We start from the raw sequence: 22,818 nt of genomic DNA, 5'->3' as shown, positions 1-22,818 counted from the left end.
ATGAAACAACAACAGGTACTGAAATTGAAACGATCGAACAGGAATGAAACTGCCAACATCGCCGTTCTTGGCGCCGGCGGTCTTGGAATGGCAGCAGCAAAAATGCTGGCAAAGAAAAAGGAAATGAGACTTGCGGCCATAGCTGATAAGACAGGGTATATTATTGATCCTATAGGGATAGATCCAGGGCTTCTTGAGACTAAAAAGCCCGGTGAAATTGGTATCAATACCGATGACGCTATTACCCATATCATTGAAAATTCACAGGAATTCGATGGCATTTTCTTAGCTCTCCCAAACCTTGCGAACAGCTTTATCCCCGATATAGTATCAAGGTTTGCCGATGCGGGTTATAACGGAGTGATGGTGGATGCCATGAAACGGTCGCAGGCAGTTGAAATGATCTTTGGACTGGATGATGTTTTACAGGATGCAGGTATCACATATATTACAGGAGCCGGCGCCACTCCGGGATTACTGACATGTGCTGCTGCGATAGCTTCGAATTCTTTTATGGAAGTAACAGGCGTTGATATCAATTTCGGAGTTGGAGTTTCAAACTGGGAATCATATCGTGCAACAATAAGAGAAGATATTGCGCATCTTGAGGGTTTTAACCTTCAAAAAGCTGCGGACATGACCTGCGCCGAGATAAAGAATGAGCTTGATAATAGAAAAGGAATTCTACACTTGCACGATATGGAACATGCGGATGATGTGCTTCTTGAAAGGGCCGGGGTAGTCTCTCGTGAAAAAGTCACTGTTGGCGGAGTAGTTGACACGCGAAATCCCAGAAAACCAGTAAGCACAACGATGACACTCACTGGAAAAACCTTTGATGGTGCGGTTTCAAGCCACAAATTCATCCTTGGCGATGAGACCACAATGGCAGCAAATGTGGTTGGACCTGCTCTTGGATGGATGAAAGCCGGTCTTGAGTTCCATACAAGGGGTATATATGGCGTATTCGGCTCTGCTGAACTGATGCCAAGATTCGTCCTATGAGTATGGATTGGCTCTCAAATGAGCTTGCAGAGATAAAAAGTAAAGGATTATACCGGGAACTCAGGACGATAAAAACCGCACAGACCCCAAGGATAAAAAAAGATGGAAGAGAATACATACTTCTTTCATCCAACAATTATCTTGGTCTGGCCACTCACCCGGAGGTAAAAAGATCCTCGATCGAATCTATCGAAAAATATGGGTCTGGCGCCGGAGGCTCACGACTAACGACAGGGAACACCGACCTCTACGATAGCCTGGAAGAGAAAATTGCAGATTTTAAAGGGACTGAAGATGCAATTGTTTTTAGCTCTGGATACATGGCAAATATCGGAACGATATCCGCATTGATGACAAATGGCGACATGATCCTTAGCGATGAACTCAACCATGCAAGCATTATCGATGGGTGCAGGCTGAGCCGCGCAGATGTGAAAGTCTTTCCCCACAGGGATGTCACATATATCGCAAAGGAACTTCGCGCTTCAAAGAATAATAAAAAACTCATAGTGACAGATGGTGTCTTTAGCATGGATGGCGATATTGCGCCTCTTCCTGAAATCATTGAAGTTGCAGAAAAGTTCGATGCAATAGTCATGGTTGATGATGCCCACGCTACTGGTATTCTTGGAGAACATTGCAGGGGTACAGGGGATTATTTTAATGTCGAACCTGATATAAACATGGGCACTCTTAGCAAAGCGCTTGCAAGTTCAGGGGGATATATCGCAGGAAATAGCGAGCTTATCGATTATCTTCGCAATATATCACGTTCATTCATATTCTCAACTGCACTTTCACCGCCTGATGTCGCTGCTGCCAGTACTGCCATAGATATTATCAGAAAAGAAAATCCTGCAAGAAAATTATGGGAGAATATTGCAATTTATAAAAAAGGGCTTATCGATGCGGGATTTGATATTCAGAGTGAAACCCAGATCATTCCTTTAATAACCGGGGATACGGAGACGACCCTCAAAGCTGCATTAGAGCTTGACAAACTGGGAATTTTTGTCCAGGGAATCAGACCGCCCACAGTGCCTGAAGGCAAAGGCAGGATACGAACTACATTGATGGCGACACATAGCAGGCAGGATATAAGCGAAGCCCTCATTGCCATTCGAAAAGTTAAAGAAAAATTCAACTTGTGATATGACCGGGATATTCATAACAGGAACCGACACCAATATCGGAAAAACTGTAATTGCGGCAGGACTTGCAGGCGCCCTAAAAAATAAAGGATACAGTGTTGGCGTTATGAAAGCTGTGCAGAGCGGGGCAGGAATCAAAAATGGCAAACTTTATTCCCCGGATATTGAATTCATGAAAAAAGTGATGGAAGTCAATGATGAAATGGAGCTTGTCTGTCCCTATCTTCTAAAAGAAGCGATGGCGCCAGGGATCGCGGCGGAAATCGAAGGAAAGAACATTGACTTTGAAATTATTAAGAACGCCTTCCAAGAACTTGAAAAAAGACATGATATTGTGATAGTTGAAGGAGCAGGTGGTATTGCCGTTCCTGTAAAAAAGAGATTCTTGATATCGGATCTGATAAAATACATGGATATCCCAGCCATTATCGTAGCACGGGCAGGTCTTGGGACCATAAATCATACATTTCTCACTATCGAATATGCGAAAAGATCAGGGATAAAAATAATCGGAGTAATAATTAACGATTACAGGGGCGGTTTTGTGGAAGAGAAAAATCCAGGAATTATAACTGACCTGACAAGTATCCCCATATTGGCAATTATTCCAAATGACCCGGATGTCTGTTCAGAAAGAGGTGTGCCTGGAAATATCGTATCTCTTATGGAGAAGAATGTGGATGTAGGTCGAATTATTGACTTCATCCATAACGATATACACTATATCCTCTCCTCTTAAAATTGATACCAGTCTTATGATGCATCAGGAGATCGATTGAGATAGATGCACGCATCAAGAGCACCAGTTTGCGCTAGTGCTCTTCGTTCTCTAACCTTTCAAGGAGTTCTCTGACCCAGCTATAGGTCATTATCATTTTCGGGAAGCCTACCGTGTTAAGGGTTAGCAAGATGGTATGATATATCTCCTCTGGTGTGGCTCCTGCCTCAAAGGCTTGAGTGACATGCGAGCGAACTGCGCCGTGCAACTGGGCTGATGCTGCCATACCAAGCTGTATTAGATGGCATGTCTTTTTATCAAGGGGTCCACTGGTATGTATCAGGTTGCCTGTTTTTTCATGTGCTTCCCAGACCTCTGGGTACTTTTCAATAAAGGATGTGAGTGCATCTGAGAATTTCTTCATTTCCTGCTCTCCTTAATTACGTGAGTGAGTCCTTTCCTATTAAAGATTTCTGCTCAATAAGCCAGCGTATCCTTACAGTCAAATAATTTTGTTCATAGTCGATGCACTGGTTGCAAGTGGCTATATTCAATAGCTATAGATCACATTTTAGATTATAGTTGATAGCGGTTAAATTCTTAAGTTAATAAGATATAAACGATTGAAATAGAACCACAGAGGTTGATAAAAAACTATAAACATTGTCAATATAATCACATCAATGTAAAAGCCTCTATAGATTCATGATGATGCGTAAGCTTCTGGCCCATCATCAATTTTTAGTTATAAAAAATTAGTAAATATCTAGGATTGATACCGTGCAATATAAAGAAAATAAAAAGGTGAATAAATGGTAGAAGATATGGTTTCCAGCCAGTTGGATCTCAGAGGAGTGATGTGCCCTATTAATGTTGTTCAGATTAAGCTGAAAATGAAAGAAATTGAAAACGATGGTATTTTAGAAATAGTTCTTGACGAAGGAGAACCGATGCAAAATGTGCCACGTTCGATAAAAAAAGAAGGGCACAAGGTAGTAAAAGTTGAAAAGATTCCTGAGGGCTGCTATAAACTTCTAGTAAGGAAAAATGGAGGTGGTTTGAAATGATAGATAAATCTGTAAAAGATAAAAGCAATAAAGTAAAAGTAGATACGGAAGTTGAAGGGAAAACGGGGGACATAGATTTCAATACTCTCAAATCCGGGGGTCTGATCAAGCAAACGCAAAAAGATTTGTTCACGGTCAGACTTCGCTGCCCAGGAGGCAGGGTCCCACTTTCAAAGCTTGAGAAAATTTTAGAAGTAGCAAAAAAATATGCCGGAGACTATGTACATCTTTCTGTCAGGCAGTCTATTGAATTACCGTATGTTGATTATCATGATTTTAAAAAATTAAATGAGGAGCTATCAGTAGCTGATCAGAAGATTGCCTCTTGCGGCAGGCGGGTCAGGGTGCCCACAGCATGTTCCGGCTGTGAGTATAATCCAAACGGCATCATGGATACACAAAAAATGGCAGAAGTTGTAAATGAAAAATTCTTTGCACATCCAATGCCCCATAAATTTAAGATCTCATTTTCAGGATGCCCCATAGATTGCGCCCGCACTTCTGAAAACGACCTTGGTTTTCAGGGTGCTGTCGAACCCAAATGGGTTGATGAACTATGCATTGGATGCCGCATTTGCGCCAGTGCTTGCAGGGAAGGGGCGATAGAGAGCGATCCTGAGAGCGGAAAACCTGTATTTTACGCTCAAAAATGTCTTTATTGCGGAGACTGTATCCGCTCGTGCCCGACAGATTCATGGCAGGAAGAGAGAAAGGGCTGGATTATCCGCATCGGTGGAAAGCATGGAAGACATCCTGTCGTGGGTTGCAAAATAGCCGAGTTTGTGAGCGATGAAGATATTCCGGAGTTCATTGAAGCGATTATAAAATGGTACGAAAAAGCAGGCAAAACATGTGGAACTTTGCGGATCGGGGATATTCTGAGAATGCCTGAACAATGGGATAATTTTATTTGCGAATTAAGAATTAAGTTTGATAAGAAACTGCTCCCGGCTCCAAAAATGCCATATAAAAATGAGATCCACTTTGAGTGAGGAAGTATGTATAAAGTCAAAGCATATAAAAATCAGGATGGAGTCACTCTCCATCTCCTTGGGAAAGATGGGCAGTGGGAAGCAGATAAGTTAACGATGTTATCAGACTTGATAAGAAGATACAACATCCCTTTTGTTCACATACCTATGGGAAAAACATTATTTGAAATAAAAATAATCTCATCTGATGATATACATTCAATTCTTTTTGAATTGGAGAGAAATGGTTTTATTCTGAGTTCAGAGTCCTTACAATAATGAAAAAGGATGAAAAGACCACAAAGATCGCAATTGTCAGATGCGACATCGTAAGTGAGACCTGCCCAGGCATGGCATGTTTCAAGGCATTCAACAAAAGGAAAGTTCATTTTAGCGATTACGGTGAAGCTGAGATTATCGGTTTTTTCACCTGTGGAGGCTGCCCTGGAAGACGAGTCTTCAGGCTTGTGGATAGCCTTCTCAAACATGGCGTGGATGTAGTTCACCTGAGTTCATGTATGCTCATGGAAGGGGGTTATCCCAAATGCCCTCATATAGATGAGATCAGGCAGATGATACTTAAAAAAGGCGTGAAAGTTGTGGATGGAACGCACCATTGAGAGATTCTTAATACACAATGCAAAATGTCTAACTTTATTGAACTTTAAGTTCAATTGCTTAAGTCCTATATTAAATGCTCACTACTGATTACTGCCGCATACCTCTCCGTGATCAGCGCCCGCTTGAGCCTGAACATGACCTTCTGCTTATCGAAATTGAACTGCTCGGCCAACGTCCTGATAAGCCTCTTCTTTGATGCGCCTTTTAAGCTCATCTCTGCCATAATGCCATCCACGAATTCCTTGCTAAGGTCAGATTCTTTCTTTGCTTCCGGCCTTGGTTCAGGAACTGCCTCTTCTGTTTTGACTCCTTTCTCTACTTCTTCTGCCATTCCTATCACCTCGAAATCTCAACAGGCGTAATAATTCCCTTCTCTATCCCGAACCTGTTTCCTGTAAGCAAAATATTATCCTGGACAGGCGCAACCTTGAATCTCTTTTCAACAACGTTTCCGTTTGATTTTATCTTTAACGTCCCGCCTTTTAATAGCTTTAGCGCCCTGACTGTGTTCAAATTCAATTCTACGAAATCATTGTCATCGGCAAGGTTGAACCACGTGAAAGGATTATACACATCAATAAGAACTGGCTTAGCCTCCAATGCCTTCGGCGCTGCCTGTATTGCACCGTATCCGGGTCTCTCGTATTTCGGTACGGTAAATTCATCAATTTCCGTAATGCCGATCGCTTTCTTTACAGATTCATGAAGTTCATTGAAATCAAATTTGGCGCCTACAATGGTCCCAAGCACGTAAAGCCCGTTTATCCCGCTGCCGCCAAGAGCCTGCATCCTCCCTTCATTATTTATGAGCGTACCTTTTTTCTTATAAAGCGGCTCATGGGCTATCACGATATTAGCTTTTGCAGAGACTGCCTGGCCTGTCTGGATTATCAGGTTCGTGAGCTTTGAAAGAGTCTCAGGGGGTATCAACACCGACGGATCGGATTCAAGAGCAAAAAGCGTCTTTATCGTTCCTTTATTAATATCATCAACGAGTTGTGCCAGGGATTTTTGTTTTGCATCCTTTGACAGTATATATGCGCCAGTTGAATTCGCAAAAGGTTTGAGGAATGTTATTTTTGTACCGCTGTTCTTTGCAAGTGAAAGCACATTCTTTACCTGCTCCATATCCGAAAACGGATGGAAATCAGCAATAATGAGTGAGTCTTTTGTGAGTGTAAGTTTTGAGGTATCTTTCAGTCTGATGTTCTCATCTGCCAGCGGCAGGTCTTTCCACCAGACTGCTGTGATTTTAGCACCTTTGTTCTTTGCAGAAAGCAAGCGCCGTACGATCAGAGGATACTGCTCGTACGGGTCAATAAAAAGCACAATATGTTTTGCGGCCTCGATCTCGCTGTACGGAATTCCTACGCTGATCGTCTGGTATGTATCCTTCGGAAGCGCTTCAAAATTTACTCCTGTGCATAAATATGATTCGGCGATCTTCTGGAATGCAAGAAGCTCTTCACATGTGGTATTGCCTGATGAAAGAAATGCAACAGAATCCTTATTTGCTAAAATTCTCTTTGCTGCTTCCTTTGCAGCATTGTCAAGCGTTATTTTTTTGCCATCTACGGTCGATTTTACAGGTCCAAAGAACCTTGGAAGGCTCACTCCAAACCTGCACAGTTTTCCGGCATTGGCAGGCGATGATTTTCTGAAATCAACTGCCAAATCGGCATTTTTGCGGATATAGAGGCCGCAGCCGAAATTGCAGCCAGGACATATTGTTGAATAAACATCGCTCATCTTAAATACCCCTCTTTTGTAAATCTTCCCAGAGGACGAGTCTCATTAACAAAATGCACAGGAGTTAATCCGGGAGCGTTTCTCATAGCCTCCGTAGCTAACATCCCTTTTCCCAGAGATGAAAATAAATCCAGCCTGCATCCGAGTTCATCAGGGTTCTTCTGCGGCTTATTTTTACTGTTTAAATTAAAATCTTCACTCATTTAACTTCACCTCGAAATAGGGAGGCTTTCGCATATCCATCCCTGGCTCATATTTTAACTGCTCCTGCACAGGATTTGCAAACCTCCTGTATAATCTTGTAAGCGGGATATCAACCGGGCATACGTCACTGCACTGCCCGCATCCTATACATGCATCTGCAAGATGCAGGAAGCGAACGAGATGATACATCGACATCTTATAAGCATCGCTTCTGGAATGATAATCTGTGCACTTTGAAACTTCACCGCACGAGCACGTCGGGCAAACTGTCTTGCATGCGCCGCAGTCGATGCAGTGCTCAAGCTCTTTCCTGAAATATTCAAGTCTTCCATTCTCGATCGGGACAAATACTTTGCCTTTCCATTTCTTGCCAAGGTCTTCCATCACCCCTTTGATCTTGGCGCGCATTGCAATACCTTTATCATCAGGCTTTTGCACCTGCACATATCCAGCATCAATCGCATTCTGGAGGAGTTTTGCGCCTTTTTCAGAGTTGATCTCCACGAATGTGGCTTTTCCCACAAGGTCTCCTGTAACGCCCCAGTTGCCACATGCGATATCAGAATTGTTTGGTACCTTTATCGTACAATAGCGGCAGCTCTCGCGCCTTCCGAATACCTTCTCCTCAAGTTCATCAATGGTTATTGCATGTTCTTTCCCGTTTTTTGTCTTAAAGATAAGTTTTCCCTTCTCGATCTCTTCACCGTGGACATCTTCAGGCTTGATCTTATACATCACTTCAAGCATCTTGCGTGTGACAGCAGGATGCATTGACCCGCCGCAGTTCAATCCAACGATGAAAGTATTATCAAGATTTATTGCATTGCGCTTTCCCTGCTCGATTATTCCCCGAACATCGCATCCTTTGGCAGGAAGAGCGACTTTGAGGTTCCTGTTCGCGATCAGCTTTGCAAAGTGACTTGGGACAGAATGCAGGGAACCTGCTGAGTTCAGGACTTCATTAATATCAGAAGTAATTATTGGAACAGCTTCAAATTCATTTATCTTCTTCAAAACGACAACAGCATCCACAAGCTTCTTATCAAGCGCCGCTGCCAGCATTGAAGTTACTAGACCTCCAGAGCCTCCGCGCTTTCTCACGTCTTCTTTTGTTGACCATCCAACATACATCTCTCCCTTTTCCATTACGCCACCCCCTCAGGTTTCAATGGACTTGGGCCAAGTTTCTTTATCTGCGCTGTGACATCGCGGATAAAATTGGCGAATTTCTCGCCTTCGCTTGCCGATATCCAGTTGAGCTGAAGCCTCTCTTTTTCAATACCAAGCTCGTGAACCACGTTTTCAAGATATTTGTATTTTATCTTCGTCTTATCATTCCCGTTAACATAATGGCAGTCGCCAATATGACAGCCTGTGACAAGAACTGCATCAGCACCTTCAAGGAAGGCATTGAACACATGCAACGGGTCTATTCTTCCCGAACACATCACTCGTATAATCCTCGTTGATGCCGGCTGCTGGAATCTTCCCATACCCGCGCTGTCCGCGCCTCCGTATGAACACCAGTTGCAGCAGAAGGCCACGATCTTGGGTTCCCAACCGTTGGTTGTTGAGACGTTTAAAGAATTAATTGAACCTTGTTCTTTGTTCATAAATCCTCCACGATCGCATAGTATCTAATTTTCTTAACAGGTTTTCCACTTTTTAAAAGCCTAAAATGATTTAGATTTTTCATAGGTTGTAAAGGAGTGATTTTATTGAGTAAAAAGGCATAATCATTTGGCGAGTATTTAGACGATATAGGCTCAAAAAATTTTAATCTAAATTTTGGGACATATTGTTGTATGTTTGGAAAATCCAGTTCCATTATTTGTTTAACATAATCAATTTCAAATTCATAAGAAATCTTTTTGGTTTTGTAAATATAAAAATATCCTGTAGATATATCATCATATTTCCAAGGGGATTTTCGAATTACTGACATTGAAGCACCTGGAAAACCAACATTCCAAAAAACTTTATTATTTGCTTTCATATGTTCGATATGGTCAGCAACGTTTAGTAAACTCGGATTCGAAGTCTCTTGGCCTACAGGAATAATAAACGCGCTCATGCTGCCACCTCCTGGAACTTAAACACGTTCTTGATCTGCGCAAGCAGCTGGTTATTCTTGAAGTGGCTTTGCTCAAGCGCGCCAGTCGGGCATGCTGCAACGCACGTTCCACAGCCCTTACACAATGCTTTGACTACGTTCGCTTTATTTTCTTTTTCATCAAACTTTATTGCCTGGAACGGGCACATGGGTACGCATACCTGGCATCCCACGCAAACATCAGGTTCTACAACTGCTGTGATGCCTTCTGTTATGGCTTTCTTGTTCTTAAGAAGAATTGTTGCCCGTCCTGCGCATGCGCTGCCCTGGGATACCGCATATGGTATATCTTTTGGACCTGAGGCACAGCCTGCAAGGTAGACGCCATCTATGGTAGTATCAACGGGCTTGAGCTTGGGATGCGCTTCCATGAGCAGTCCATCTGCTGCTTTTGATAATTTCAATAATTGCTGTATCTGGCCTATCCCTTCATTCGGAACAATACCAGTAGCCAGCACCAGGAGATCGAACTCAAGGTTTCGCATTTCACCTGCAAGTGTATCCTCAACCCTTACTTTGATATTCTTTGTAACAGGGTCTTCTTTCACTTCAACAGGTCTTCCCCGCAGGAACTTAACGCCAAGGTTTCGCGACCTGTTGTATGATTCTTCATATGCCCGAAATGGAGTCCTGATATCGATATACATAACCGTATGGTCAGTCTCAGGGCGCTTTTCCTTGAGAAGCTGAGCGTTCTTTATCGTATACATGCAGCAAACGCCAGAGCAATAGATGTTGGTATTTTTATCGCGCGAGCCTACACAATTTACAAATCCTACGCGTATTGGTTCTTTGCAATCAGATGGACGCACTACATGGCCGCCAGTTGGCCCTGCTGCATTCAGAAGTCGCTCAAATTCCATGGCAGTAATAATGTTGTCATATAACCCGTATCCATAATCGTGCCGCGGTTCAGGGTCATAGGTCTTAAAGCCCACCGCTCCTATGATGACACCAACATTCAGATCAGTATAACTTGTCTGCATATCATAATTAATTGCTCCGCTTGCGCACGCTTTTGCACATGCCTTGCAGTTTATGCAATTCTCCTTGTCAATAAGGGCGCGAAGAGGGACAGCCTGTGGGAAAGGAACAAATATGGCTTTTCGTGTCCCAAGCCCTTCATTAAAGTCATATGGCACTTCGACCGGGCAGACCTCACTGCACTTGGCACAGCCCGTGCATTTGGTGACATCAAGATACCTGGGTTTATGCTCGATCTTAACATTGAAATTGCCAACATAGCCATCCACAGCTTTCACTTCTGAATAGCTCATTATCTTAATATTTTTGTTCCTTGCTACTTCCACCATCTTTGGACCAAGTATGCATATGGAACAATCGTTCGTTGGGAACACTTTATCAAAGCGCGCCATCCTGCCGCCTATTGAAGGCTCCTTCTCAACGAGATAAACCTGGAAACCCATATCGGCAAGGTCAAGCGCTGACTGCATTCCAGCAACACCCGCACCTATAACAAGAGCCTTATCAGTTACAGGTACTTCGCTTGCCTGAAGAGGTTCAAGCAGCTTTGATCGCTCAACACCCATTCTGACAAGGTCTTTTGCCTTCTCAGTGGCCTTCTCCTTCTCCCACATGTGGATCCATGAGCAATGGTCTCTGATATTTACGAATTCAAGGAAATACTGGTTCAATCCCATCTGCTCGATACAGGCCCTGAAAGTGGGTTCGTGCGTCTTGGGAGAACATGCAGCTACAACAACGCGGTTGAGGTTGTGCTCTTTTATCTTCTGCTGTATGTCAGCCTGCCCTGAATCGGAACATGTAAATTTATTAACGGAGGTAACCTTAACGCCATGTAAAGTTCCAATATAATCCGCTACCGCTTTTGTGTTGACGACGCCTCCGATATTAACGCCGCATTCGCATACGAACACACCGACCCGTTTTTCTTCAATATCTTTTTCAACAGTACCTTTGTTTTCAGTACCTTTATTATCACTCATTTCACTCACTTCCTTGAACATTAACCGCTGACTTGTTAGCCGATGCATTAAATCTGCGTTCATCTGCGTCCCGATTACCCTTCGGGAGCGGGAATCCACGTATGCCATCGGGGCATACGTGTCTGCGCCCTTCCGAGGCGCGACTCGGAATCTGCGGTTCTATCTTATGTTTGACCGGGTTTTCTCCGAGTTTCTTAATCTCTTCTGTAAAATCTTTTATGATTTCTGAAAATCTCAATCCTTCGCTTGCTGAGATCCACTCAAGCCGGAGCCTCTTATCAAGCCCAAGCTTTACAAGAGCCTTTTTGGTGTTATTGATCCTGATCTCTGCATTCTTATTACCGTCTATGTAATGGCAGTCCCCGATATGGCATCCTGCGATAAGGACTCCATCAGCTCCTTCTTTTAGCGCTTTCAGAATAAATGCAGGTTCAACCCTGCTTGAACACATTACCCTGAGTATCTTAACAGTTGGAGGATACTGGAACCTGCTCACGCCTGCAAGGTCTGCCCCAGCATAGGAGCACCAGTTGCAGCAAAAAGCAAGAATATTTGGCTCCCAACCGTTTCCTGCCTGTGCGGGCTTAACAGCAGCTGTTCCTGAATTCATACGGTCACCTCCACAACACTTTTCTCGATCGAAATACTCTTCACGCCTTTATCAAAAGCATCTATTGCCTCACCTATCTCTTTTGAGGAGAAATGCAGAGCGGTTATAGCGCCAGCAGGACAAGCAGCAGCACATGAACCGCAGCCCTTGCATGAAGCTGCGTTTATTTTTGATTTCTTCGTAGTATATGTGACTTCCTCCACTTTTACGGTCACATCATACAATGAAGGGGCATTATAAGGACAAACCGTAACGCATGTGCCACATCCGATGCATTTTGCTTCATTAACTACTGATATGGCGCCCTCTGTCTCGATGAATTTGCGTGACAGGATCGTGCACGCACGCGACGCTGCTGCGCTTGCCTGCGATATTGCTTCCTCGATAAGCTTTGGCGCCTGGGCACTGCCGCACAGGAATACGCCGTCCGTTGCAAAATCAACTGGACGCAATTTGGGATGAGCTTCAAGGAAGAATTTGTTCTTATCAAGAGGGATCTTAAAGAGCTCGTTGATCTCCTTATTCTCACCTGCGACAAGAGGTGTACTCAAAACGATGAGGTCTGATGCTAACTCAATATCCAGGTTAAGCATGGCATCATGAACGATTACCGACTCGTTTTGCAATTTTGGCAGTTTCTCAGGTTCGTATTTAATGAAAACAACGCCAAGGTCTCTTGCAGTCTCATAGAGCTTCTCCATCACACCGTATGTTCTCATGTCACGGTAAAGAACATAGACGTTTGTGCTGCTGTTTGCTTTCTTTATCCTTATCGCATTCTTGACAGCATCAACGCAGCATGTGCGGCCACAATATTCTCGTTCTCTGCTGCGCGCTCCCACACACTGGATCATTGTTACATTTTTAGCGCTGATACTCTTTCCCAGCATTTTCTCAAGTTGCGCCTGCGTAACAACGCGTGGATCTTTTCCATACTCGAATAATCCCGAAGGCTCAAGGTTAAGGGCGCCAGTCGCAACCACAGCCGCGCCAAAATCAACTGGTAGTTCCTTTCCACCTGCAAGAATAGTTCCTTTGAAATTGCCAAGATAACCTTCGACCTTGATCAGTTTTGCCTCGTTTATGATCTTAATATTCTTGTTCCCGCTCACTTTGCCTATCAGTTCTTTTAGCACATCGGCAGGTTTTTTGCCATCGTATAATTCCATCATTTCACGAAGCATTCCGCCAAGTTCTTTTTCCTTCTCGATCAGCGTCACATGATAGCCATTATTGGCAATATCAAGCGCAGCGGTCATGCCGGCTACACCACCGCCAAGTACTACCGCTTTGTTAATGAGATCGACTTTTTGCTTGTAAAGGGGCTGGAAAAGCGCAGATTTTGCCACAGCCATCTGGACTATGCCTTTTGCCTTTTCTGTGGCCCTCTCTTTCTCTTTTGAATGCACCCATGAGCAGTGCTCGCGGATATTTGCCAGCTCGAAAAGATAAGGATTAAGTCCAGCCTCGCGGCATGTGTTCTGGAATAAAGGTTCATGGGTACGCGGCGTGCATGATGCCACTACCACGCGATTAAGATCATTCTTTGAGATGGCGTCTTTTATCGTGACCTGTGAATCAGAAGAACATGCATAAAGCATTTCCTGGGCATGTGCTACTCCTGGCAGGGTCTTTGCATATTCCACGACATTGGGGACATTTACAACACTTCCGATATTTATTCCGCAGTGGCAAACGAATACGCCTATGCGCGGTTCAATCGAGAGTTTTTTCTCATCGGGGAATTTTCGTTCCTTAATGAGCGTCCCGCGTTCCGGGGAGAGCAGGGCGGCGGCCTTTGATGCGGCAGCACTTGCCTGTGCTACGGTGTCAGGGATATCCTTGGGACCCTGCGCCACACCGCATACATATATTCCGGCTACACTTGTCTCCACAGGATTTTCGATACTTGTGGCAATATTCCCGAAATCATCAAGTGCAATTCCTGAGGACTTTGCAAGAGCTTGGGTCGAATCAGCCGGGTCAAGCCCGATGGAGAGAACAACCATGTCAAAATTCTTTTTTATAAGGTCTCCCGTATTGAAATCTTCATATTTCAAAGAAAGAGAATTATCTATGCCAACCGTTACTTCAGACGGGCGGGAGTTGATGTACTTAATACCGTATTCCCTCTGCGCCCTGTTATAGAATTCCTCGAAATTCTTGCCATAAGCTCTTATATCGATATGGAAAATGGTAATATTAAGTTCAGGATCATGCTCTTTTGCGATTATGGATTCCTTGGTGGCATACATGCAGCACACTGAAGAGCAGTGCTTCCTGTCGATCCTGGGATTTCGTGAACCAACGCACTGGATGAATGCAATATTTTTCGGGACTTTCCCGTCTGTTTGTTTCGTGACATGACCCTGCGTGGGGCCGCTTGCGCTCAACAGGCGCTCGAACTGGAGTGCTGTTATGACATCAGGATGATCGAACCTGTATTGTTTCAGGATCGAAGGGTCAAACGGCTTAAAACCTGTAGCGAGCACCACTGAGCCAACATCGAGTTCCACTTCTTTATCCTTTTGTTCATAATCAACAGCTTTTGGGCCGCATACTTTCTTACATACTCCGCATTTGCCTTTTGTGAGGTAAATGCAATGTGCGGCATCGATCGTCGCAACCCTTGGTATAGCCTGCGCGAATGGGATATAAATGGATTTACGCTTTGACATGCCTGCATTATATTCATCGGCTACTTTAGACGGGCATTTTTCAGTGCATGATCCGCATCCTGTGCATTTTGTCTCATCGACATATCGGGCTTTATTAACGACTTTTACTTTGAAATCACCGGCTGTGCCAGTTATGGACTTGACATCGCTGTATGCGAGTAATTCTATATTGGGATGGCGCGCGGTCTCCACAAGTTTCGGGGAAAGGATGCACATGGCGCAATCATTCGTAGGGAATGTCTTGTCAAGCTGGGACATTACGCCGCCAATGCTTGGTCTTGATTCAATAAGATAAGTTTTAAAACCGCTGTCAGCAAGGTCAAGTGCTGCCTGTATTCCCGCTATTCCACCGCCAACTACCGCTACTGAGCCTTTCATTGTGCTGCCTCCGCTTCAACTGCTGTTGCTATTTTTGCCTCTACCTTTTTCTCAGCTGGTTTTTCTTTTCCGATGGATGCAATAAGTTTTGAAGCTGAAACCATGTTCTTATCCAGTTCAAGTTCTTTTTCGCCCAGACCCATCGCAAGTCCGATAAGCTGGGTAAAATAAAGCACTGGCATATCGATCACCGTGTTATGGGCTTTTTCGATCATTCCCTGCTGCCCGTCAAGCAGCATGTGGCACATTGGGCATGCAACCACTATACAGTTAGCACCTCTGGCTTTTGCTTCGTCGAACAATTTCTTCGTGAGAATGAATGCATAATCCTGTTTGCTCATCAGAAGATTGCCGCCGCAACATTTCGTTTTCTGGATAAAAGGCAGACATTCGGCACCTGTCGCCTTAATAATATCATCAAGGGATGTGGGATTTTCAGGATTATCGAATTTACATATCTCTGATGGACGTATAAGAAGGCAGCCGTAATATGGGACTGCTTTTATGCCATTCAGGGACTTTTTGAATTTCGTGGCAATGGTTTCTGTTCCCATGTCATTTACAACGACATCCAGAAGATGTTTTATATTTACACCAGTATATTTTTCACCGAGCGCTTTTTCGATCTTTTCCCTGAAACCGCTATCCGTTTTCATGGCTTTATCAGCTCTTGAAAGATTATGCGAGCAAATGCTGCATGGGATGACAAGATCAAGACCTGTTTTTTGAGCCTTGAAATTATTTCGGGCAGATAAGCCCATGGAGAGTTCCTTGTCAAAAATCGCCTCAAGCGCTCCGCAGCAGTTCCAGTCATCGATTTCTGTAAGCTCAATGCCAGCCGCTTTGCATATTGCTTTTGTGGATGCATCGTATTCGCGGGCTGTTCCGTGGAGCGTACATCCAGGATAATAAGCAAGCTTCATTTTTCCACTCCCTCAAATATGCGCTTGATCTCGCCTTTTCCTTTTATCGTATGCGGCAGGATGCTTAATTTCCCTTTTTTCCACAATTCAAGACCCATTGGAGCATAACCGATCGCTCCACCTATACCTTTTGTCTTTAGCATGAATGTGCCGCTCACACCTGCTTCATACCATTTTCCGTTCTTCTTGACCGAGTCAATGAAAAGATGATCAAAAAGCGGTTTGTGATTAGTGAGCTTGATCTTGCCGGCTTTTGCCTCGCGCTGTGCGATCGCGCGTATAGCTCCAATGACTTCTGTTATTTTTACATCCTGCGGGCATCGTTCATAGCAGATATAGCATGAAGCGCAAAGCCAGAGTGACTCATCAGAAAGCACTTCTTTTCTCATGCCAAGGATGGCTTTTCTAAGTATCATTCGCGGGTTGTAGGTTTTATCGATTTCGGTGACCGGACATCCAACAGTACAGCCCGTGCAGTTGAAACATTTTTTAATATTCTCGCCGCCCGGTTCTCTGGATATTTCATATTTAAAATCCGGGTCAAGATCAGTTGATTTTATCATTTTCCCGCCTCCAGCTGCCGCGCAAGGAATACGCTTAAGTCCACAATATCAAGATCATACTTCTTTGTTGCATCTTTTTCAGTTTTAAGGCAATTAAAATGCGCAAGGCATTTTGAACATGTTGTGATCAGGGTCTTTGCGCCTGTAGCTTCTGCTTCGTTCATGCGTGCAATGCGAAGCGCCTTTGTCTGCTCGTTGCAGTTCATGAAATTACTTACCCCGCAGCACAGGGCATTTTGTTTTGAATGCTCCATCTCTTTTATGATCACGCCATTTGCAGTGAGTGCATTTCGCGGTGCGTCATATACACCCATGTGCCTGCCAAGCCTGCATGGGTCATGGTAGGTAACTTGCTTATTGATCTTCATTCCAAGCTTATCATAGAGTTGCGATGTATGAACGACTTTTATTCCGATGTCATAATCCTTCGAAAATGTGCGGTAACATTCTGCGCAGCTTGTGACAAGGGTATCAATGCCGCTTTCTTTGATAGATTTCTTATTATAATTCTTTAACCTATCGAAAACATCTTTTTTCCCTTGCCATAGAACATCATGACCGCAGCATTTCATGTTCATGACCTGCGGTTTTATACCCAGTTTATCAAGAAGCTTGAGTGACGATGTGGTAATTTCCCCGAAATTGGTTTTTACATCGTGAAGGAACAGGTCGAGTGAGTCCACACATCCTGGAAAGAATCCATATTTCGAGTCTGATGTTTTATCGGGAATGTTCCTGTTCAGTTTTGAGCTCAATTCCGCCATTTCCGTAAAAACACCAAGATGAGCAATATCCAGAGGCTGTTTCCCATTCCTCTCTTCACGTATAAAGCCAAGGAAATCCACCTGCTGCGGGCATTCGATCGGACAGAGGCCGCATGTCAGGCATGTCCAGATGTCTTTCGTTTCAAGCCCATACACACTGGCATTATATATTGAACTGCGTGGTGAGGTCTTCGAAACCCGGCGCATTGGGCATATGGATGTGCATTTGCCGCACTGATAACAAGATTGTACGTTACTCATTTCGTATCCACCATCGTTACTTCTGGTTAAATGTTCATAAATTTCGATAGAATTTCATCCTCAATTAATACTTGAATTCATGAGGATACAATGTCAATCAATTTGTGTTCTTTATTTTTCCTGTTCAGTAGAGATCATACAAAAAGTATCCTCTGCTTTTGCATTTGGATCTATAAGGCCAAGTAGTCGTTCGTCTTCAACATTGATTCTCTCATCAGTCTTGCTTTTGAATCCATATTTGCCGTAATCAGTAAGAGTTGGTTTCCTCTTCATATAGTTCCCTTGTTTGAATTCAAAGGAAAAAGGAAGCACCCGTTCACATGCCTTTTTGACGCTATCCATTGCACGTTCATCATCAACTTCGACTAAAATCTCTCCGACCATTATGTGCAATTCGAAAGCACAATCTCCGACATGAATTATTTTTCTTTCAGGATGGTTTACATCTGTGCCAGTCCCGGGTCCACACATGACTTTTTTGGGAAGGCTTTTTCCATTAATGAGCATTCTGATCACACCTTTGACATGATCAATCTCGTTTAAGGTTTTTTCAACAGTTTCCGGTTGTAACAATCGAGCCGGGAATATTCTTATCTGTATGGGTTTATTCTTGGCTATTTTAGCTTGAACCATTTTTTATCCTCCATTTCCTTCTATATTTTTATGATTTTATTTGGTTAATCGTATTATTTTTGGTGTTGAGCATTCAATTAATTTTAACTCACCGCTCACGAATAAACTTAACCACTATAAACTATAATAAAAATAGCTAATTCAATCTATATGTTATAGCAGTTAGATTTATCTGTTAAAAATATCAAGAACATGTGATTGAAAACATTCAAAAATAACATGATAGGAGATTAAGAGTTGAATAAAAGATTGATTGGGTTAGCTGCAGTAACCCTGATTTTCATGGGTTTCTCAGGAATAGTGGAAGCACAGAAGGAACAGTAGCAAAACCAGTGTCGGGATTTGAAGCAATCACAGCGTGGCACTGATGGATTTTGCATCAATAGTCTGCTTAGACGGAGAAGATAAAAAGGAGACAAAGAAATAATATGGGATTGATAATAGATGCACACAACCATGTAGGTGGTCCGGATAGGGGTGATGGAAAGAGGCAATCTGCCGAGGAAATAGTGACTGAAATGGACCGGCTAGGTATAGATAAGGCAGTGATATTTCCGTTCAACGAGATAAATCCTGGAATATCTTTTTCCATGGCGAACAAAAGGACGGCAGAGGCTATCAATAAATATCCGGACAGGCTCATAGGCTTTGCACGGCTTGACCCCAACTTTGGGAAAAAAGCAGTCGAAGAGCTAAAACGTGATGTTGAGATTGGGCTTGTTGGTCTAAAGCTTCATCCCTCAAGCCAGAAGTTCTCGCTCAGAAGCGAGAATCTAAAAGACATTATCAAAAATGCAGACAGGCTCAACATTCCTATCATCTTTGATTCAGGTAAAAAGGAATCGCCACCAGAACAATTTGGAGAACTGGCAGATTTATTCCCTGACGCAAAGATAATCATGGCACACATGTTAGGAGATTTTCTCCGAGTGGCTTTACACCACCAAAATATCTATCTTCAGACAACAGGCATGCCACGAAAAGAGATTATCCAGGAAGCGGTTGAGGATCTCGGTGCTGAAAGAATAATCATGGGATCAGACTCCCCATATATCAGTATGGAATCGGAACTTACAAAAATAAAATCGCTCAATATATCCGAGAATGAAAAAAAGCTTATTATGGGGGAAAATATGAGACGCATACTGGAGTTGTGAGTATTATGCAGGAACTGGAACTTGAAAGTGAAGACCTTCAAGCGGCTTTGAAGGAACTGCATCAATACGTGGACATTACTGAGGAAGACCTCAAGATAATTTTTAAAATTGCACTGAAGCATGCAAAAGAAAGAATTGCACTTAAGATTCCTGTCAGCGATGTGATGACTAAAGACGTTATAACTATTAAAAAAAATGCAGGTCTCCATGAGGCTGCAGGGCTCCTTTCAGAAAATAAGATCAGCGGAATGCCTGTGATTGATGAGGAAAATCATGTGATCGGTATTGTCACAGAAGCTGACATTCTTTGCATGGCTGGCATAAAGAGCGATCATACATTCAAGGATATTCTAATGCATATACTTGGAGAGCCGATTCCAAGACGCAAAAATTGTGAAACTGTTGCTGATGTAATGACCTCACCGGCAATAACAATAAAACCTGAGGCTGATATCAGGGAAGTAGCGAGGATTCTGGATGAAAAAAGAATCAAAAGGCTCCCTGTAGTTGATGAGGAGAATAAGCTCATTGGAATAATCTCAAGGGCAAACATAATCCGGTTTATGAGGAAACAATGAAAGAATATTTTTCGAAAATGAGGGGCAGCACCAGAAGTCCACCCGGAGTTGGATTTAGTGAGGTATTCTGGTCATGGCTTGGTTCTGTTATTGGCATCAGTATAATTGGGTATCTCTCCTCGCAATACTTTGAACCGAGAGACTTGACTCTAATCATAGGCTCATTCGGTGCTTCGGCAGTCCTTGTTTTTGGTGCAATCAAAAGTCCTCTTGCCCAGCCCAGAAATCTTATTGGAGGACACATAATATCAGGCCTTATAGGTGTAGCATGCTATCAATCATTCGGCAAGACCATCTGGATTGCCTCTGCACTTGCCGTATCACTCGCAATTTCAGCAATGCTCATAACAAAAACTCTCCATCCTCCGGCAGGTGCAACCTCATTGATTGCTGTAATCAGTGGTGATAATATACACAGGCTGGGTTATCTCTATGCTTTCATGCCTGCCGGTCTTGGTGCTTTTATTCTTCTAATCGTTGCCCTTTTGGTGAATAACCTCTCAAAAGACAGAAAATATCCTGAATACTGGATTTAGCTATGGTCACTTGATCCACTCTTATGGTTTATATTTAGGAACTTCTAAAAGCAGATGCTCCATTAAAATCCTAATCGATAATTATTTGGTCTTGAATGAGTATTAAAATATGACAAAACCGATACCTCAGGTCTGTTAAGTTATTTGCAACTATTCTGGGGGGTTCCAATATGGGAGATGAAAGTAAGACAATAGAGCAACTCATAAGTGAATTAAATGAACTAGCAGAATCTTTTAAAACCAAACCAATGTTTGAAGGTCTTTTCCAGTTTGCACCTGACGCTATTGTAGTTGTAAACCGCGGCGGGGACATTGTACAGATCAACAAGCAAGCTGAGAAGATGTTTGGTTATAGCACGGATGAGGTATTCGGTAAACCCGTTGAGATCCTTTGTACCAGAACGCTTCAGAAAGCTGCATGTGGAGCAGCGCAATAATTATATGTCCAAACCAATTATCCGCTTTCTGGGCACCCAATTGGAATTATATGCTATAAGAAAGGATGGAAGCGAAATTCCCGTATATATAGCTCTCGGACCACTTGGAACCGAAAAAGGAACCGTCGTGATGGCCCTTGTCCGCGATATAACAGAGCGCAAGCGGGCTGAGAAAAATTTCCAGAGATTTATAGAATCGTTACCAGATGCCATCGTGATAATAGATAGCAAATTCAATATCCTTCTTGTGAACGCACAGACTGAAAAAATATTTGGTTACAAACGAAAAGAGCTCCTTGGTAAACCGTATGATATGCTGATACCTGAGCGCTTCACTTTGGTTCACTTGCAAAGAATAAAGATGGGAGCGAGTTCCCGGTTGAGATTAACATGAGCCCAATTGAAAATAAGGAAGGAATCACTGTCGTAACTACCGTCCGAGAAATTGTTCGAAGATGAACAGAAAGCAACCCTTGATACGATATTTGCCCTGGCTTTCGGTCTTTATATCATTTTAGCGCCTTTGCCAGCAGTAGGCAAGCAACATTTTTTAATGATTTTGAGAAAGGTTGAAGAAAAGTCTTAACTTTTCTTTATTTCTTTTGGCGGTATGATCGAACGCGCCACATTATAAACAAAGATGTAAATTGCCAGAAGCGATATCGAACCAAATACCTCTGTCCCGAGCAGATAGCTGTTACTTGCATACCTGTAGGGCATGGTGAAAGCAAGGCCAATGAGCCCTATGTTCTGAAGCCAGAATTGTATCTCGGCGAGGCCGAGGCTGTACAGGTCAGTGCCTGCGAATACCGGTAGAAGATGGTACCCCACACCAAATATCATCATTGAAACGAAGCCTATGAGAAGCACATGAGCGTGGGCGGGTGTAAGTGGTGATGAGTTTAAAACCATTATGAATCCCATGGTGCTGCCTATGAGCAAATAAACCAGGCTTGCCCAGGCAAACTTAAGCGGTATTTCCATGTTTTCCCTTCGCTGAAAATTTTATATTTATGCCGTCTCTGCTGCCTTATTCAATTCGTCAAGCAATTGATTAATATCCACCCTGTGCATCCTGCAGAAAAATTCCAGATTTTCGGATGGCAATCGTCCCACATATTTTGGCATTCCGTGTTTGATAAATACATCCCTGGTGGCTGGATATTTTGTTATTACATCGTTTAATTTGTTATCTTTGGTTATTTTGTCTACCATAAATTCCTCACATTCATATTAATTATCTTTTGTCTTAAAACTATTTATTTTTTTGTTTGTTCGTGTTATTCTATTTGTTCTCAGTTTCGCGCGCTTTGTTCTGTTTCTCTTTTTCCTCCCATATATTTTCTAACTTATTCCTGGTTTCCTGAAATAATTCTTTTATATTGAGATTGTCGGAAAAGTACCAAAATTGGAACATTCTAAGATATTAATCCAAGTAAACCGATATGCATTGGCACATCGAGTTTGGACTATTATTTCTAAAACCCAAAAAACAGGACTTATCCGACAGTCTCATATTATCTTTACTGCACAGTTCAATTTTTTCCCCGCAATAGTGAACATCTTAAACATAATGGATATGATATGAATAAAATCGTTTACGAGATTCTTATTTCTTTACAGCTATCTCCTGTGCAAAAATCTCAGATTTTACTGGAATAATCAGGTTCTGTCAAATCTACGTTTGCTGAGGGATGCTGTCAAAATTCGTTTGCTGGTTTTTCCAAAAATAAT

The 22,818-nt window shown here is 42.9% G+C and carries 27 protein-coding genes and 2 pseudogenes; 13 read left to right on the top strand and 16 right to left on the bottom strand.

Annotation, left to right across the window (positions count from 1 at the left end; translation table 11 throughout):
• Genes CL181_RS01415 through bioD form a run of 3 tightly spaced genes read left to right on the top strand, consistent with a single transcriptional unit; the run spans position 1 to position 2,895 of the window.
• The gene (locus CL181_RS01415) at positions 1–1,005 is read left to right on the top strand and encodes a saccharopine dehydrogenase-like oxidoreductase (protein ID WP_097297457.1); all 1,005 of its coding nucleotides are present in this window, start codon (positions 1–3) and stop codon (positions 1,003–1,005) included.
• Entirely contained in the window at positions 1,002–2,156 is a 1,155-nt protein-coding gene (bioF, locus tag CL181_RS01410; protein ID WP_217993055.1) for an 8-amino-7-oxononanoate synthase, read from the top strand. Before CL181_RS01415 ends, bioF begins: the two co-directional genes overlap by 4 nt.
• Positions 2,119–2,895, top strand: coding sequence for a dethiobiotin synthase (gene bioD, locus CL181_RS01405; protein ID WP_097297455.1), 777 nt, complete (start codon positions 2,119–2,121; stop codon positions 2,893–2,895). Before bioF ends, bioD begins: the two co-directional genes overlap by 38 nt.
• Positions 2,896–2,968: 73 nt before the next feature.
• Here bioD and CL181_RS01400 read toward each other — a convergent pair whose 3' ends face one another.
• Positions 2,969–3,298, bottom strand: a complete 330-nt coding sequence (locus CL181_RS01400) for a carboxymuconolactone decarboxylase family protein (protein ID WP_097297454.1) — start codon at positions 3,296–3,298, stop codon at positions 2,969–2,971.
• Positions 3,299–3,686: 388 nt separating this feature from the next.
• Here CL181_RS01400 and CL181_RS01395 point away from each other — a divergent pair, with 388 nt between their 5' ends.
• From CL181_RS01395 to CL181_RS01380, 4 genes are read left to right on the top strand one after another with little or no spacing between them, the layout of a single operon-like run.
• Entirely contained in the window at positions 3,687–3,941 is a 255-nt protein-coding gene (locus CL181_RS01395; RefSeq protein WP_217993053.1) for a sulfurtransferase TusA family protein, read from the top strand.
• Complete coding sequence (locus tag CL181_RS01390) at positions 3,938–4,933, top strand: 4Fe-4S binding protein (protein ID WP_097297453.1); 996 nt, start codon at positions 3,938–3,940, stop codon at positions 4,931–4,933. Before CL181_RS01395 ends, CL181_RS01390 begins: the two co-directional genes overlap by 4 nt.
• 6 nt (positions 4,934–4,939) lie before the next feature.
• The gene (locus CL181_RS01385; RefSeq protein ID WP_097297452.1) at positions 4,940–5,191 is read left to right on the top strand and encodes a hypothetical protein; all 252 of its coding nucleotides are present in this window, start codon (positions 4,940–4,942) and stop codon (positions 5,189–5,191) included.
• Positions 5,191–5,532, top strand: a complete 342-nt coding sequence (locus CL181_RS01380; protein WP_097297451.1) for a CGGC domain-containing protein — start codon at positions 5,191–5,193, stop codon at positions 5,530–5,532. The genes CL181_RS01385 and CL181_RS01380 overlap by 1 nt, the downstream gene beginning before the upstream one ends.
• 65 nt (positions 5,533–5,597) lie before the next feature.
• Here the strand turns inward: CL181_RS01380 and CL181_RS01375 are convergent, their stop codons facing one another.
• From CL181_RS01375 to mcrD, 13 genes and pseudogenes are all read right to left on the bottom strand, one after another.
• Positions 5,598–5,864 carry a hypothetical protein gene (locus tag CL181_RS01375; protein ID WP_097297450.1) on the bottom strand — a complete coding sequence of 89 codons (267 nt, stop codon included), beginning with the start codon at positions 5,862–5,864 and terminating at the stop codon, positions 5,598–5,600.
• 5 nt (positions 5,865–5,869) lie between these two features.
• Positions 5,870–7,282 carry a hypothetical protein gene (locus CL181_RS01370; RefSeq protein ID WP_097297449.1) on the bottom strand — a complete coding sequence of 471 codons (1,413 nt, stop codon included), beginning with the start codon at positions 7,280–7,282 and terminating at the stop codon, positions 5,870–5,872.
• Complete coding sequence (locus tag CL181_RS01365; RefSeq protein WP_097297448.1) at positions 7,279–7,485, bottom strand: hypothetical protein; 207 nt, start codon at positions 7,483–7,485, stop codon at positions 7,279–7,281. The genes CL181_RS01370 and CL181_RS01365 overlap by 4 nt, the downstream gene beginning before the upstream one ends.
• Positions 7,478–8,632, bottom strand: a complete 1,155-nt coding sequence (locus CL181_RS01360) for a Coenzyme F420 hydrogenase/dehydrogenase, beta subunit C-terminal domain (RefSeq protein ID WP_097297447.1) — start codon at positions 8,630–8,632, stop codon at positions 7,478–7,480. The genes CL181_RS01365 and CL181_RS01360 overlap by 8 nt, the downstream gene beginning before the upstream one ends.
• A complete protein-coding gene (locus CL181_RS01355) occupies positions 8,632–9,099 on the bottom strand; it encodes a hydrogenase iron-sulfur subunit (protein ID WP_097297446.1) in 468 nt (155 codons plus the stop codon). Before CL181_RS01355 ends, CL181_RS01360 begins: the two co-directional genes overlap by 1 nt.
• Positions 9,096–9,560 (bottom strand): hypothetical protein, encoded by a 465-nt coding sequence (locus CL181_RS01350; protein ID WP_097297445.1) that lies wholly within the window; start codon positions 9,558–9,560, stop codon positions 9,096–9,098. The genes CL181_RS01355 and CL181_RS01350 overlap by 4 nt, the downstream gene beginning before the upstream one ends.
• On the bottom strand, positions 9,557–11,518 hold the full coding sequence (locus CL181_RS01345) for a CoB--CoM heterodisulfide reductase iron-sulfur subunit A family protein (RefSeq protein WP_097297515.1): 1,962 nt from the start codon (positions 11,516–11,518) through the stop codon (positions 9,557–9,559). The genes CL181_RS01350 and CL181_RS01345 overlap by 4 nt, the downstream gene beginning before the upstream one ends.
• Positions 11,519–11,735: 217 nt before the next feature.
• Positions 11,736–12,176 (bottom strand): annotated as a pseudogene (locus CL181_RS01340) (hydrogenase iron-sulfur subunit); the annotation flags it as partial.
• Positions 12,173–15,232, bottom strand: a complete 3,060-nt coding sequence (locus CL181_RS01335) for an FAD-dependent oxidoreductase (RefSeq protein ID WP_097297443.1) — start codon at positions 15,230–15,232, stop codon at positions 12,173–12,175. The pseudogene CL181_RS01340 and the gene CL181_RS01335, both read right to left, overlap by 4 nt.
• The gene (locus CL181_RS01330) at positions 15,229–16,155 is read right to left on the bottom strand and encodes a CoB--CoM heterodisulfide reductase iron-sulfur subunit B family protein (protein WP_097297442.1); all 927 of its coding nucleotides are present in this window, start codon (positions 16,153–16,155) and stop codon (positions 15,229–15,231) included. Before CL181_RS01330 ends, CL181_RS01335 begins: the two co-directional genes overlap by 4 nt.
• Positions 16,152–16,718 (bottom strand): 4Fe-4S dicluster domain-containing protein, encoded by a 567-nt coding sequence (locus CL181_RS01325; protein WP_097297441.1) that lies wholly within the window; start codon positions 16,716–16,718, stop codon positions 16,152–16,154. The genes CL181_RS01330 and CL181_RS01325 overlap by 4 nt, the downstream gene beginning before the upstream one ends.
• Positions 16,715–17,743, bottom strand: coding sequence for a (Fe-S)-binding protein (locus tag CL181_RS01320; protein ID WP_097297440.1), 1,029 nt, complete (start codon positions 17,741–17,743; stop codon positions 16,715–16,717). The genes CL181_RS01325 and CL181_RS01320 overlap by 4 nt, the downstream gene beginning before the upstream one ends.
• A gap of 111 nt (positions 17,744–17,854) precedes the next feature.
• A complete protein-coding gene (gene mcrD / locus CL181_RS01315) occupies positions 17,855–18,376 on the bottom strand; it encodes a methyl-coenzyme M reductase operon protein D (protein WP_097297439.1) in 522 nt (173 codons plus the stop codon).
• 428 nt (positions 18,377–18,804) lie between these two features.
• On the opposite strand from mcrD, the gene CL181_RS01310 reads away from it, so the two are divergent.
• From CL181_RS01310 to CL181_RS19990, 6 genes and pseudogenes are all read left to right on the top strand, one after another.
• Positions 18,805–19,533: an amidohydrolase family protein gene (locus tag CL181_RS01310; protein WP_097297438.1), complete on the top strand. Its 729-nt coding sequence runs from the start codon at positions 18,805–18,807 to the stop codon at positions 19,531–19,533.
• Between the two features lie 5 nt (positions 19,534–19,538).
• A complete protein-coding gene (locus CL181_RS01305; RefSeq protein ID WP_097297437.1) occupies positions 19,539–20,111 on the top strand; it encodes a CBS domain-containing protein in 573 nt (190 codons plus the stop codon).
• Positions 20,108–20,647: an HPP family protein gene (locus CL181_RS01300; protein WP_097297436.1), complete on the top strand. Its 540-nt coding sequence runs from the start codon at positions 20,108–20,110 to the stop codon at positions 20,645–20,647. The genes CL181_RS01305 and CL181_RS01300 overlap by 4 nt, the downstream gene beginning before the upstream one ends.
• A 170-nt stretch (positions 20,648–20,817) precedes the next feature.
• Positions 20,818–21,084, top strand: a complete 267-nt coding sequence (locus CL181_RS01295; protein ID WP_097297435.1) for a PAS domain S-box protein — start codon at positions 20,818–20,820, stop codon at positions 21,082–21,084.
• Positions 21,008–21,543 (top strand): annotated as a pseudogene (locus tag CL181_RS01290) (PAS domain-containing protein). Before CL181_RS01295 ends, CL181_RS01290 begins: the two are co-directional and overlap by 77 nt.
• Positions 21,530–21,670 carry a hypothetical protein gene (locus tag CL181_RS19990; protein WP_176505001.1) on the top strand — a complete coding sequence of 47 codons (141 nt, stop codon included), beginning with the start codon at positions 21,530–21,532 and terminating at the stop codon, positions 21,668–21,670. Before CL181_RS01290 ends, CL181_RS19990 begins: the two are co-directional and overlap by 14 nt.
• Here the strand turns inward: CL181_RS19990 and CL181_RS01285 are convergent.
• Together CL181_RS01285 and CL181_RS01280 are read right to left on the bottom strand one after the other, a co-directional pair.
• The gene (locus CL181_RS01285; RefSeq protein WP_097297433.1) at positions 21,667–22,068 is read right to left on the bottom strand and encodes a cbb3-type cytochrome c oxidase subunit I; all 402 of its coding nucleotides are present in this window, start codon (positions 22,066–22,068) and stop codon (positions 21,667–21,669) included. The genes CL181_RS19990 and CL181_RS01285 overlap by 4 nt on opposite strands.
• Before the next feature lie 27 nt (positions 22,069–22,095).
• Positions 22,096–22,299 (bottom strand): DUF1858 domain-containing protein, encoded by a 204-nt coding sequence (locus CL181_RS01280; RefSeq protein ID WP_097297432.1) that lies wholly within the window; start codon positions 22,297–22,299, stop codon positions 22,096–22,098.
• Positions 22,300–22,818: the final 519 nt, after the last annotated feature.

It is taken from the genome of Candidatus Methanoperedens sp. BLZ2 (genome assembly GCF_002487355.1).
Taxonomy (GTDB): domain Archaea; phylum Halobacteriota; class Methanosarcinia; order Methanosarcinales; family Methanoperedenaceae; genus Methanoperedens.
This window is presented reverse-complemented; position numbering and strand designations above follow the sequence as displayed.